Genomic DNA, 14,046 nt, shown 5'->3' on the forward strand with positions numbered 1-14,046 from the left:
TTACTCACCAGCTTGGTGTTTAAGCATATTGACTATAGTATCTGATAGCCATAAACCAGCATCGCGTAAAGCCTGAATTCCTGGAGATATGCTAGGAATTAGTCCGCGTCTTTTTGCTAGTATTAGTAAACCTCCTGTACCTATAGTAATAATACTTAATGATTGACCACAACGCCGCGCTGCTCTATCGTCGACAATAGCGGCACAATCTAAGTTTTTCAAAGCTAAACTTAATACTTGTGATTCTCCTGTTCCTAAATCCCAAGCTGCTACTTCAGGCGCTATGCTATCAATTTCTACTCGTTGTATCCAAGAAACGGTAGGTAATTGTCTTGACGCATTATCATCTTCTCCTCCTTTGGTGACTTCTTGAAATACACCTTCAGGTACTAAAATTTCTGTAAATAATTGTGGTAACAATTGTGCTTGTTGACTTTTAAACAGAACAATCAGAGGGGAAGAATTAATGATAATACGATTAATGGACATTCTCCATTTCCTCAGCCAACTCTTCTGTAGTATATTGCATAAAATCAACTCGATAACGAGATAAAGCATTGATAAATTCTACACGAGTTAACCCAGCAATTTCGGCGGATTTATTTTGCGATATATTACCTAATTCATACCATTTAATTGCTGCTGCAATCCTCATTTCTTGCACAAATTCTTCGGGATTTTTGCGAAGTGAAGAAAATACTGTTTCCGGTAATTGGATGGTTACGGTTTTCATAAATTGGGTGGGAATAATATAAATTTGTGGTGTACTTTACCTCATTGTATGCTATGTGTAGACGGGGATGTACGAATGAGTAAATATAAGACTTTAAGAGAGCAAGTAGCATGAAAGCTGCTATAGTCAAGGCAAACAGCACCGCTTTGGAATTGAAAGCAATTTACGCATGAGATGGAGAAGCCTTACGAGCAGATGTAGTAGAGGTATCTTGATGGACAATGATATTGAATATACTTGCCTACCCAGTATAGGGCTGTATAAAAAGCTTGCTTTTGCGTGCTTTTTTATTTTGCATTAACCAAAAAAAATGCCAGAGACTCAAATCTCTGGCTCATAGCTCAAGTCCACACAAGTAGGTGGAATCAATATTAGACTTTTATAACTATACAGGTGCAACTTCCAAGCTGGAACTGATTAAGCTATCCAATTCCCAAACAGAAAGTTGTTGAATAAGCACTTGTGTCAATGCTTGTTTATTCTCATATTCCAAAACAATTCTAGCTGTGAGACTAGGTAGTAGAGCTTTCCACTGATTATCTGCCAGTTTATCCAGCAAAGAAATTTCTAATTCCTCAGTTATATCTAAATCTTCATTCATCAAGAGATTCATAGCAACACTGGATAAAAATATTTCTGCATCCTCCACTGCAATATTATCCGTGTCGATAAGTAAGGTAGTTTTTCGGCTATCAGGATAAGTAGCAAGAATTTTGATTACTTGCTCTAATTCTAAACCAATGAATTCTTCTGATTGGCTCCAATCGGGAAAAATAATTAGGTTAATATCTCTTAGACGCAAATTTTGATTTAAAGTATCTGCAAGGTAATTGTTGAATAGCTCTTGGAATAGGTTACCTATTTTAGCTGAGTATGAGCGACTATCCAGAAAACTAGGGTTACCCTGCATTTTTTCTTTAATTTGGACGCTCTTTTGTTGACGTAATTCAGGATCTGTACCAAGTGCGATCGCTAGCTGTATGTAAGAATCTTCACTATCTGCAACTAAACTAGGAACATCTAGAGCTTGTAACATTGCAGCGCCCATTGCAGAACGAAAACTATTACCTTGTCTAGTAATGACTGGTAGATTAACTTGCAGCGGTTCTATTAGTGAAGTTGTACCTGCAAATGGATAAGAATCTAGATAGACATCGGCAATTTTGAAGTATTCCTTCACCTCTTCTCGATTTGGCACTGGTTGAGGATCTAAAACTATCAATCGTTCTGCTGATATCCCATATTTTAAAAATACTTTACTCAAGTGATTTTCAAAATTTTTCTTTGGATAGGCATTAGACCAATTCGGGCCAAAGGGTAGAAGTACCAGAACTGAATTTGGCACTTTCGCAATAATTTTTGCCCATGTATTAATTAGTTCTGGAATAATTTTGAAAAAGTTGGCAGCAGAGATAAAAACTACAGTATCTTCAGCAATTCCTAAATTTACTCTATCAACTTCAACAGTTACCTTTTCTTGTTCATAACCATAACTAAAACAATGAGCAGTTCCTTCTATTTTTACCAATTTTTCTTGATAATGTTCTTGTGCTGTTGGTGATGGATCTGTTAACTTACCAGAGATGTAATAATCAATGTGCCGCATTCCAGTTGTGACAACCGATCCTCCACTTGTAACTTGTATCCTAGCTAATCTGTGCATTGATAAGAGACAGATTTGATTGGTTACCGCCGTTACATTAGTAGCAATGAATAATATATCGAGGTCGTCAGCACGAATGAAATTTACTTGTTCTGCTAAATCCTGCGGCAGCAGTTTAAAAGAGTTTGCACAACTTTGACAATATTGCTCTAATAGATGACCAGTTTCTATTAGAGAGTACAATATAACTTCAAAATCTCTGCTAAGATATTCATAAACAGGAAGGGTAGCAAACGTCTCAGATGAGGGTAGAAAATGGGTTGCCAATATACCTAACCGAATTTTTTTCCTGTTAATTGAGCGCTCAGTTAGTTCATAATCTAATTCATACTTGTTGGCTTTTAGAAAATACTCTATAACTTTTGCACGTTTTACATAGATATCTTTAAGATTACTGTCATTAAAATATAAAGGTATAAAATTAATATTTTGCACAAAATATTCTGCAAAAGTATTCCAAAGAACAGAATCCTGCTCATGCAATATAGATGAATACAAGTAACCAATCCAACCCTGCATATAGCAGTAGTAATTATCTGCTTCTCCAAATTCTTGGAAGTAAGACTGAGAATTAAATAGATATTTTACATAGTCATTTAGCAGCCAGTTAGGTATGAATGCAATTTCACGGAATAATGATAACTGCTGAGGATGGAGATATAGCATTCCTACCAGGAGGTACTGAGTGGCTTTTGGTTCATTTAATCCTGAAGAAATTTTTGCTAATATCTCAGCCATAAAGCTCTGTTCATCATCCGTTAATGCTTCTTTATGAATACCACTTCTTAACAGTGCTTGATGGGACTGACCAACTTTGCTTAAATATAATTTCTCAAGCAGAATTTCTTTTGTACACAGCCATAATTTAGCTATTTCTTTTCTTCCTTGGCGCAAATATTCTATTACTGAGGTCTCAAACTTTTCTCCTTTATATTGCTCTATAATATTAATTATATTTTTGAAAATCTCAGCATTTTTGCTGTTAAAATTCAGACTACATTCAAGATCAAGATGGATTTTATCTATAGTATCTAACTCATAAACAGGAATTTTGTTAGCTATTGTTTTTGCAATAACTGATTTATTTTCTCTTTCTAATGTAATTCTAGCGTTAGTCCGAGAGAGCAGCAATTTCCACTCTCTATGAGTGAGGTTGCCAATTAATGTAATTCCTGGTTCTTCTGTAAAATCAAAATCTTCTTCTTGAAGCAGACTAAAAACAACATCTGATATTATAAGGTTTGCATCTTCTTCAGAAATACCATTGTTATCGAGCAACAATGTAATTCGGTTTTTTTCTGGATGAGTAATAATGCTCTTAATAAGAATTGCTAAATCTTCATGCAAAACCTCTTCCGGTTGCTGCCAGTCTGGGAAAACGATCAGATTGATATCAGTTAAATTAAATTTAAAGTTTGTTGCGGACTGATCAGTCTTGCCAAAAGATTTTTGTTGAGTGGGATTTAATCGTAGCTTAAGCTGTTCTAATTCTCCATGCAAATTTTTAGCAAGCTGCTTATAAAATTGCAATTCTGCAAAGGTTGTTAGGCGGATGTTTGCTTGAGTTTTTGAATGTTGCCTATACTCTAAAATGGGCAGTGGTACTCGTTTAGCATTCCATCCTGCTTTTACAATTCGTGCAAAAAGATTATAATCTTCAGGTATAGTTGATAATTCAATATATCCTCCTACCTCATCAAAAGCCTGCCGCCTAAACATGGACGAGCCATGAATAAAGTTTCCTTGGGTTAATAATTCTTGCTTGGCATTTTCATCGAAGTTAGGAAAGTTGATTATGAAAAAATGTTCTGCTTTGATCAAGCCATGTCTGTTGCTAGGAAAACGATCATATACTAACTTAGCTCTTGAACCAAACAAAGCAAAATCTGAGTAAGCTATTCCTACATCAGGACATTGGTCAAGTATTACTGAAGTTTTTTCAATAAAATCACTACGATATCGATTATCTGCACCGAGAATAGTAACATAATCAGAATTTGTTAAACTAATAGCTTTGTTAAAGTGTTTTACTATTCCAAGATTATGAATATTTCTATTAACTTTAATCAGTCGGGGATATTTATCTTGATAAAATTTAGCTATTTCATACGTATTGTCGTCAGATGCATCGTCCGTAATTAAAATTTCATCAGGCATCCTTGTCTGGCGTAATACTGACTCTATTGCCTCAATCAGGAAGGGGCCATAGTTATATGATGCTATGATAACAGCTATGGTAGCCTTTTTAAATATAGTACTGTTAGTTACAGTTATACGATTCAAGCAATAAACATCTGTATCATTACCTTGATCGCAAGATAATCCGCCTATAAATCTTTTTTTAACTTCTTCGAGTACTATTTGATTAAAGTTACCATAAGGGTACGCAAACCAATTAAATCCTTTTTGATCTAAATTTTTCAAAACAAGAGGAATTTCTAATTCACATATTATCTTTGAAATATCCTCCTCTTGTGACAAATCGGGATGTGATTTGGTATGCCATTGTAACCTACCATTCATATCAATTAGAGACTTCAAATCCTCCAAAGTAACAAATTTTGCTAATGGTTCTGATTTGTCAAATGAATTATCTTTGCCAATGTAGTCACTGGATATAAATAATTCAAATGGATAGTTGAATTTACTTAATATAGGTACTGCATAATCTAAAACATTTTTGTAAATTCCATCAAATGTAATTACAACTTGATTGGGGTCATTTGGATTGTAATCATCTAAATAAACCACGTTTTTATATTTTAATTCGAGCATCTGTCTGTAAAATTCATCAACAGACACCCACCACATCGTCGGGTTATCTAGAGAAACTTTGTGATACATTAGAATAGTCATTTTACGTAAATCTCCAATCTTTGAGTGTATTGTCTGTATTCAAATAAGTAATATTCAAGCATTAAATAAGAGAAGCGAGTTCTATACCAATCATCAATATGGCAGCATATAAGAATACCATTATCTACTATTAGTTGATCTATAATTAGATATATAAGATTGTGCGAACTACCAATATATTGAGGGTATAAGACACCAGTTATAATGATTAAATCGAACTTGACTGACGTTTTTTTAGGAATATCAAAAATTGAAGATTGAATAAATTTAAGATTGGTAGTTTCATGTTTTTTTGCTTGAATGATTGCATTAGATGAGATATCTACTCCCAATATATTTTTTCCCGGCAGATCTCTTGTAATAAAGCCATGCCCGCAACCTATATCGAGAACATTTTTATAATCTTTATTAGGAATTTCACTTAAAATTATTTCTTTTCTTTTTTTATCATCAGGCGTGTTTTCATATTGCCAAGGATCATCTTGTTGATAAAATATTTCTAAGTCTTTTAGGGGTTGTAACATAGCCATTACTGTTTGATTAAATTGCCTATAGAACAAGTGTTGTAATTCTTCAGCGATCGCTCTTGCCTTGTTCTTTCTTCAGCTGCTCTAACATCACTTTGTACTCTTGTCGTTCAGGGCGTAATTTCACCAACTTTTCCAAAGGCTGAATTGCACCTTGAGTATCCTTCAACTGTATTCGTATATTTGCTAGCCCTTCCAGCGCCACTGGGTTCTCTGGTTCTCGTTGTAAAACCAACTCAAAACCTTTTGCCTGTGTTTCTAATGAATTATCTGGAGATGCAACTACTGTTGGTGACTGAGGCTGAATAGCCTTTTGTATCGCCGGAATCGCTGCAAATGCCGTAGAACCAAAAAACGACACAATTGATACTAACGTCAAAATTTTTTGTCGCCGCTTAATCTGCTTGCTGCGAGCAATCAGATAATCTTCCGATGAACCCATATTTTATGTAGATGCTGTGGTAATTACTTAAGGATTAGCCATCCTCCCGTTATGAGGATACCCACTCTTCCACAGAAACTATCATCTTGGCTATAAATGTTTTACACAAAATTTAAAAGCTGACTCTGGACACTAAGTTGAGCTTTGTGCTATGTCAATTTCACACTTACATTGTGTCCTGCGATCGCTCTGGCTCATTACAAGGCATTTGCAGCTTTCACTTCCTGATTACAACAATTCCTGTATTTCAAGACACTAAGTAATGCAAGGTTGCGAAAAATAGAATTTAGGTGAGGTAATTGAGTTATATCTCTTCATCTCGCCACCGTCTTAAGCCAGAAAATTACATAACTCACAGATATATTCCTGTTGGCAATATTAAATTTATATAAAGTTTTCCAATAAGATTGCCTGACCTCAGATGTTTGCGATAATGTATATAACATTTAAATAGAGCGGTAAAATTCTTTTACCCTTAATCAAAAAACTTCAAAACAGCCCGTATTCTATGGGTTTTTCAAAAATCAAACGCATTTTGGTAAATAAAACAAATACAATCTCACAAGCCGTCTTAGCTTGTGCTACCAATGCAATTGTCAGGACGGCTAATTTTTGTGTTTGGTGTTGGCGATGAGAGTTCGGCGGAGTTGGTATTGTGTGGTGGTAATTACCGTACAAAACCGAATTCGCTAGCAACTTAGTAGAGTTAGTTGTGGTATAGTTAAAAAGTTAAGACTAGCTTTGCCCAAAAGTATAACGCTCTACGCATCGGTAACAATTGCAGAACGGAAAGCAGTTTTGATTAAGTATTTAGCAAACAAAATCTGAATTGAATCGAGGTTATGACTCAGCAAGTAATTCACCCAATGGTGAAATTGCAGCGTAACGTGCAATCACTCGTGGAATCTAATATTATCAAGCCAAATGATAGCATTTGGAAAATCGCTCTGCTCTATGGCAATGAATGGCCGCACTGGAAACAGGAACTATTGGATTTTGGATTTACTATGCAAGACCCAATTAGTGAGTTGCTAGCTGTAGAAGCTTGGGATGAAGAATAGGGATTGGGTATCAGGGGCTGGGTATTAGGTATTAGGAATATTCTTATCTACCCAATTTCTAGTACCTTTATTGGCAAGTAGCTAATGCCATAGCTAGTTCCTGTGCGGTTTGATAGCGATCGCGTGGCAACGGTTCTGTAACGCGGTCGATAATCTCTCTTAATTTGGGAGTAATAGTCGGAACACTAGCAACATCAAACCTAAAACTTCGCCCACGTTGATGGTAAAACTTGAAAGGGTTTTCACCTGTGAGCAAAAAAATTAAGGTTGGCCCAATCGCATATAAATCAGATTGAGTCAGGGGTTGTCCTCGTTCCTGTTCAGGAGCGCAGTAACCTTCTGCGCCAATCCGAGTACCTGGTGCTGTACCAATTTCCTTAACAGCGCCAAAATCTAGCACTACTATGTGATTATTAGAATTTCGCACCATCAGGTTAGCCGGTTTTATATCCCGGTGAATCAGTGGTGGTTGCTGACTATGCAAATAGCCTAAAATATCGCAGGTTTGGATCATCCAGGCGATCGCTTGGCTTGGTATCACTGGGCCTGTAGTATAAATTCGTTTTTCTAAATCCTGTCCATGGACTAATTCCATTGCCAGGTATTTTTTTCCATTTTCAACAAAAAAATCATAATACTTGGGAATTCCACTATGGTTAAGGGATTTAAGAGTATGTGCCTCCCGCTCAAATAATTCTTGGGCCTTAGCAATTTTCACCATATCGGCGTTCATCTGCTTTAACACCAGTAGTTGTGGATGCTCTGTTGTCACTCCCATTGCATCCCAAGCTAAATAAGTAGTACCCATGCCTCCTTGCCCTAAAGTTCGCAATACTTGATACTGGCGAATAGTCTTTTGCACCGAGAGGGGTTGACCACAATGAATGCAAAATAGGTTGTTAGGAGAGTTACCTTCATGGGTGCAATTTGAAGGGTTTTTTGTTAATGAAATTGGCGTGGGAGTAGTTTTTTCCGTTGAGCCAAGGTTTTCTTGCCACTGTAACCAAGAATCAGGTGCAGTTATTTCCTGAATTTCAAACCTTAGTAATGGGCCTCCCTGCGCTAGTTGCAGGAGGCAATCATCTGGCAATTGGCTCTGAGTCACAAGCACGCCATTAAGGAAAGTGCCATTCGTGCCGTGATTAATCACCTGCCATGAAGCACTATTGCTGCCAGAACCAACTTTCTTGAGTTCTAGATGATGGCGAGAAACCAAACTATCAGTTAACACAACGTCATTATCCGCCGCTCGACCAATCCGAATTACGGTGGAGTTTTCAAAATACCATTGCTGAAGCAGCGTTTTTTGTTGCGGTTCTAGTAGCGTTAGAGTAACCACAATACAACCTAAAAGGTGAAAGGATTAGGGATTAGGGATTAGGGATTGGGCATTGGAGATTGGGGATTGGGCATTGGGGATTAAAGAAGTTTTTTTCCTCTGCTCCCCTGCACAAGCTGCTTTTTCCCAGTCCCTAGTCCCCTATCCCCAGCCCCCAGCCCCGATTTATTTTGGACTTTCCAAATTTGGGCGTACTTTTGCCCGGATAAGGATAGCGGTAATATTGTCATGACCGTTGTATTGGTTTGCCAAATCAATTAAGTCTGTAACGCCTCCTTCCAAGTTAGTACCAGAACTCAGCAGAGAAAGTAAGTGATTCTGCCAATGTATTTCTAATAAATCATTATCCGATAAACCATCCGAAGCCAGGATGAAGAGAGTATCTTCATTAATCTCGAAGAACTCCACACTGGGATTAATCGAGTTTTCATCACGCGGCCCCAATGCTTGGGTGAGTTGATAAGCATCCGGACGGGCATAAGCTATGCTTGCTTCCACTCCTCTAGCAATTTCCCTTTGACCAACTTCGTGATCTACCGTCATTTGTTCCAGCCCTCGCTTGCGAGTCAGGCAATAGAGGCGGCTATCTCCCACGTGTGCTACCGCTGCATGACTATCTTGAATTAAGAGCATCACTAGGGTAGTACCCATGCGCCCGACTCCAGAACGGGCATCTTTTTGATTGAGATTGTAAATTGCCTGATTAGCTAAATATACTGCCTCACGAATACTCTCTTCTGTTGGCAGCTGGTTAGCAATCCAGTTTTCTTCAAAATATTGCCGTAGAGTGTTGACTGCTAACTCACTGGCTATCTCGCCTCCGGCGTGTCCCCCCATACCATCGCAGAGAATATACAAACCTCGCGCTTGTAAAATTCTACTTTTAGGTAACTCTAATTTATTAAGTTTTGTCTCAATGCCAAAGTAATCTTCGTTGTGATGTCGCTGACGTCCTACATCAGTGCGTCCTGCATCTTCCAAAGTGCTTAATTGCATTGGCAGCACAATTGTTGGCAAATCGTCATTTTTGATATCAGAATCTTCTACTAACTCATTCAGTTGCAAGGTTGTTGGTGCGGTGGTGTATTTCTCCTCCGTTGGAAGAGAAGGTTGTGTGGTAGGTTCTTCTAATTCCATAGCCATCTCCTCCAAACGCGATCGCAACTGGGCGATCGTTTCAATTTTACCTATCTCTAAATCTGCCAACATCTGGACTATAGAGCCAAACTGAGTGCGCTGGGAATGTCTAAATAACGCCTGCCATACTTGCCCCAATGTGGTGATGGTTAACGGTTGACCTTGTTGAGCAGACGTTTCGTCTTCTGCCGTTGTTGGTACAGCAACTGGCTGACTATTCAATGGTTCCACATATAAACGCCCTAGCGATAGTGTTTGATCTTCATCCAATCGCAGATTCGACAGTTCTAAAATACTTGGAAGACAATTCACTGGTTCTAGTAATACCCAAAGTTGGGTCATCTGATAACACCAGTGTAAAATTTGTAACGAACTGGTTGTGTTGTCTTGCCACAGATCAAGTAAATACGGCCAATCCGAGCGGTTTTGGATAAGCACCACCTGCATATCACCCTGCTGCCATGCGTCGTGAATTGGCGGTATCCCTGAGTGACCCAGAGATTGTAAGGCGATATAAGGTTTAGCAAAGCTGGGAATTCCACTTGCCTCTACTGATGGTGTAACTACCCCCTGTTGCTGATTTTCTATCATTGCCTCAAGGGGCGAAATTTGATAAGGTTGGCAGTCTAGAACTCTAATGCACACCTCAGTACTAGCAGTGAATTCTTCTGGGTTGGGTAGCGGTTCTAATATCTGATAGCGCTGCTCTTGATCTAAATAAGAGCCGACTGAGAATTTTGATAGAGAGATGGAGAAATGAAGGTAGCTTTCTTCATCTCCTTGTTCCCTCAATTTCTCTTCTCCTTCATCCCCAGTTCCTTTGTGAGCAATAATTGCCCACCACACTGTTCCGCAGTCTGCACCACAGTTAGGGCAATGTTGGGCGTTTACAGGTACATCGGTACTACATTCAGAACAGACCTTGTAGGTCAAGGACGTACCACAGTTTTGACAAAATTTGTTGGTATTGAAGTTTTCAAATTTACACTGAGGGCAAATCAGCATAGTGGAAGTTCCTTATTCCCGTTCCAAGGTGCTTCTAGCCACTAAGATCCAAAGTGCCACAACTGACTGTCCCTGCCTACAGTAGACCTATAAAAGATTGTGGTTTTACCAGTGAATTTTGGTGGCAGTATTAATTGTGACGCATATTAGCTAAATATTTCCGATGTCAGCAAGCCAATTCTTCCTAAAGGCGCGAATTGGGGGATGAGGGAGCAGGGGATTTAAGTTCATCCTCCTCATCTTCTTCTTTTACGCCTCACTACTTAGAGCAAGTTGGATAGCGAAAGAAGTACGATTTGACCCACTTTCGACCTCGATTGTTCCTCCTAAGTGTTTGGTGAGTTTCTGTACCAATGCTAAACCTAATCCTGTACCACCTTGTTTCCAAGGGTCGTTACTGGGAATGCGATAAAATTTGTCGAAAATGTGTGGTAGTTCTGAAGTAGGAATCTCTACACCAGAATTGATTACCTGAAATTGAATAGTACGGGATTTCCGTTGGGCGCAAACAGTGATTTCTGCATTTGGAGGACTGAATTTACAGGCATTAGTGAGCAGTTCTATCAAAATGCGTTCTAAACTGAATGGGTCGCACATGAGTGGGGGAAGATTGGGAGCTACGTTAAGGTGCAAGTTTTGCTGGCAAGAATTGCGATTGCGGGCTTTAAATAGCTCTACCACCCGCCAAAGCCATTGCTGTACTTCAAGAGTTTCCAGTACCAAAGGTTTAGCGCCTGTATCTAACCGTTGCAAATCCAAAAAGTTACTAATCAGATTAATTTCGCGATCGCACTCATTATCTAAAATTTCAAAATAGCGAGCAGCTTTGGAACGTTGTGCTTGTGGCTTCGCCATTTCCGACAAAAAGTTTTGCTCTCGATCTAATGCGATTCCTAGCATTTGGATCGCCATTTTCATATTAGTTAGTGGCGTGCGTAGTTCATGCGACACTGTACTCAGAAATTCATCTTTTAAACGGTTGAGGCTTTCCATCTCCTCTAACTGCGCTTGCACTGCTTTATGAAAGCGCTGTTCACTTTCTCGGAAAGCATCTTCCGCCTGCCTGTGAGCAGTGATGTCTTCAAAAACTAGGAGAATGACCGGATTTTTCCGAGAGGACTTATCAGCAAGGTTAGGATCTGAAAGATATTGTCCATTCCCATCAGGTAATAGACGCGCCACGATTTTTACCCATAAAATCTTACTGGCAGGGCAGTTTAAACGAAACTCCCAACTAACAACTTCACTCTTAGGCGAGGCCTTTAATAACCTCATCAATGCATCAGATAATCTTTGTCTGTCTGACGATGCGAATAAATTAAAAATAGGTTGATTAATCAAATCTTCTGGAGTGTAACCAAGACAGTTTGCACCGAACTGGTTTACAAATAAAATTATTCCTGTAATATCCAAACTGAAATACACAGAAGGGATATTTTCATAAAGCCTACGATATAACAAGAGTTCCTCTTGGGTACGACGCAGAGTTTCTGCTGTGCAAAGTTCTAAATCGCAGGCTCGTTCAGGCACAAGTTCCAAGCGTGCAGGTGTTGCAGCTACAATATCTTGTTGTTGGTGAGTGTTATGCCAGATCGATTGCTGATTACGGCTCATAAGAGTTAATTATTTGCACCCAAGGGCTGATTTAGACAGGGCAGGAATAAAAAAATATTATTATACTTCTTTTGGATCAATTTGGGTTCAAAGGTGCAAAGAAAAACTTAGTTAATAATTGTTAACCACTGTTTTTGCAGGATTAATTTTTTAGCTCAAAATTACTGACTAAATTATGTAGCAATCCGCGGATTTCGGCTTTTACTAAAAAGTAATGAGATGGCAGATACACTATAAAAACATTTAAATTTGTAAAGTCTAGCTCGGTCAGAACTTGAGAAAAAGTCACAGCCAAATACTTAGTAAATTAATATCATAATGGGGGTAGATAAATTAGCTAAGTATGAATTTAGACGTTGGTTTTCATCGTTAGTACCAATAGTTAATCTTTCGTTTTACTCACTACTAGCTACAGACAATTTTTGAGCGGCGATTTTCATCATGGAGTTGATTTAAATCCAGCTACTAGTTTCAGCATTAAGAATGGGTTAACCTGAAATTTAAATGATAGTAAGAACTAAGTACTTTTCAAAATAATGCTGAAGTCTTGGCTTTGTTCGCTATTCCACCTGTTTTAGGCAGATTATGCAGGAATTCTATTTCAGAGCAACTCAGGTCTCGCCACTCACCTAGTTGTAGTCCATCTAATTTTAGGTGGGCAATGCTTACCCTGATCAGTCGCAAAGTAGGAAACCCTACAGCCGCCGTCATCCGGCGCACCTGACGGTTTTTTCCCTCAGTTAAAGTCATTTCTAGCCAAGCTGTTGGTACATTTTTGCGAAATCTGATTGGTGGATTGCGATCGCCAATAGTTGGTTCTTCTAACAATAAGCGTACCTCTGCTGGTCGAGTGCGGTAATCTTGAATCTTCACACCAGTTTGCAATTTCTTTATAGCAGCAGCATCAGGAATTCGTTCTACCTGTACCCAATAAGTACGTTTATGCCCAAACTGAGGATTAGCAAGGCGATGTTGCAATTGCCCGTTGTTGGTCAACAGTAGTAACCCTTCACTGTCCCAGTCTAAACGTCCCACAGGATACACATCAGGAACCAGGATATAGTCTTTGAGGGTGCTGTGTTTGGGAGTTTCCTGTGTAAACTGACTGAGGACACCATAAGGTTTGTAAAAAATAATATATCTATAGTTAGAAGTCATTATCCTTCTGTGCTTATTTCCTCAACTCTCTCTCAGTAACTTATCAGTGCTGCGTACCAAATTATGCAAGGGTTTGGGCATTTTAAGAGAAACAATATAGCCAAGAGTAAACTATGCCAAGTTTCAAAATATCTCGGCGGTCTTTCTTGTTTCTGGGAGGTGCTACCCTGGCACAAGGATTGACACTGGCACTACCCGTTGCTGCTCAAACCGTACAAGTGAAGAAGGGTAAAGTCAATGGTATCTCGTTTTATCAAACTGTTATCGACCTCACCGACCCCAAAAGCTTTATTACTATAGGTTTGGCGAATAATGCACCTTTTGCTAATACTACTCAGAAGACTAGTGGTGATGAGGAGTTTAGCACATTAGTAGCTCGACAACGCGCCGCTGTGATTGCCAATGGCACTTTTTCTGTTAAGAATGCCAAAAAACCTGCTCCCGATAGTTTACGGCAGGCGTGGATGAAGTTTCAACAAGGCGATCGCCTCGTGATATCCAGTATTTAGAA

At 38.7% G+C, this 14,046-nt stretch carries 12 protein-coding genes; 2 read left to right on the top strand and 10 right to left on the bottom strand.

Annotated features, from left to right (window positions below):
• The 6 genes from AC5JL8_RS20650 to AC5JL8_RS20675 all read right to left on the bottom strand — a co-directional run bounded on the left by AC5JL8_RS20650 (position 1) and on the right by AC5JL8_RS20675 (position 6,917).
• Entirely contained in the window at positions 1-489 is a 489-nt protein-coding gene (locus AC5JL8_RS20650; RefSeq protein ID WP_495881540.1) for a PIN domain-containing protein, read from the bottom strand.
• Positions 479-733: a UPF0175 family protein gene (locus AC5JL8_RS20655; RefSeq protein WP_495881541.1), complete on the bottom strand. Its 255-nt coding sequence runs from the start codon at positions 731-733 to the stop codon at positions 479-481. The genes AC5JL8_RS20650 and AC5JL8_RS20655 overlap by 11 nt, the downstream gene beginning before the upstream one ends.
• Positions 734-1,118: 385 nt before the next feature.
• Positions 1,119-5,198: an O-linked N-acetylglucosamine transferase family protein gene (locus AC5JL8_RS20660; protein ID WP_495881542.1), complete on the bottom strand. Its 4,080-nt coding sequence runs from the start codon at positions 5,196-5,198 to the stop codon at positions 1,119-1,121.
• Between the two features lie 50 nt (positions 5,199-5,248).
• Positions 5,249-5,782 carry a class I SAM-dependent methyltransferase gene (locus AC5JL8_RS20665; RefSeq protein WP_495881543.1) on the bottom strand — a complete coding sequence of 178 codons (534 nt, stop codon included), beginning with the start codon at positions 5,780-5,782 and terminating at the stop codon, positions 5,249-5,251.
• Positions 5,783-5,825: 43 nt separating this feature from the next.
• On the bottom strand, positions 5,826-6,221 hold the full coding sequence (locus AC5JL8_RS20670) for a tetratricopeptide repeat protein (RefSeq protein ID WP_495881544.1): 396 nt from the start codon (positions 6,219-6,221) through the stop codon (positions 5,826-5,828).
• Between the two features lie 489 nt (positions 6,222-6,710).
• Entirely contained in the window at positions 6,711-6,917 is a 207-nt protein-coding gene (locus tag AC5JL8_RS20675; RefSeq protein WP_495881545.1) for a hypothetical protein, read from the bottom strand.
• A 146-nt stretch (positions 6,918-7,063) separates the two neighbouring features.
• Between AC5JL8_RS20675 and AC5JL8_RS20680 the strand changes: the two genes are divergently transcribed.
• Positions 7,064-7,282, top strand: a complete 219-nt coding sequence (locus AC5JL8_RS20680) for a DUF4327 family protein (RefSeq protein WP_495881546.1) — start codon at positions 7,064-7,066, stop codon at positions 7,280-7,282.
• A gap of 67 nt (positions 7,283-7,349) precedes the next feature.
• Here the strand turns inward: AC5JL8_RS20680 and AC5JL8_RS20685 are convergent, their stop codons facing one another.
• The 4 genes from AC5JL8_RS20685 to AC5JL8_RS20700 form a co-directional block, all read right to left on the bottom strand.
• Entirely contained in the window at positions 7,350-8,621 is a 1,272-nt protein-coding gene (locus AC5JL8_RS20685) for a protein kinase domain-containing protein (protein WP_495881547.1), read from the bottom strand.
• 165 nt (positions 8,622-8,786) lie between these two features.
• Positions 8,787-10,763, bottom strand: a complete 1,977-nt coding sequence (locus AC5JL8_RS20690; RefSeq protein WP_495881548.1) for a serine/threonine phosphatase — start codon at positions 10,761-10,763, stop codon at positions 8,787-8,789.
• A 249-nt stretch (positions 10,764-11,012) separates the two neighbouring features.
• The gene (locus AC5JL8_RS20695) at positions 11,013-12,377 is read right to left on the bottom strand and encodes a PAS domain-containing sensor histidine kinase (RefSeq protein ID WP_495881549.1); all 1,365 of its coding nucleotides are present in this window, start codon (positions 12,375-12,377) and stop codon (positions 11,013-11,015) included.
• Positions 12,378-12,905: 528 nt separating this feature from the next.
• The gene (locus tag AC5JL8_RS20700; RefSeq protein ID WP_495881550.1) at positions 12,906-13,535 is read right to left on the bottom strand and encodes an rRNA large subunit pseudouridine synthase E; all 630 of its coding nucleotides are present in this window, start codon (positions 13,533-13,535) and stop codon (positions 12,906-12,908) included.
• A gap of 113 nt (positions 13,536-13,648) precedes the next feature.
• On the opposite strand from AC5JL8_RS20700, the gene AC5JL8_RS20705 reads away from it, so the two are divergent.
• Positions 13,649-14,044 carry a hypothetical protein gene (locus AC5JL8_RS20705; RefSeq protein ID WP_495881551.1) on the top strand — a complete coding sequence of 132 codons (396 nt, stop codon included), beginning with the start codon at positions 13,649-13,651 and terminating at the stop codon, positions 14,042-14,044.
• Positions 14,045-14,046: the final 2 nt, after the last annotated feature.

The sequence above is a fragment of the Mojavia sp. genome (assembly GCF_059505145.1).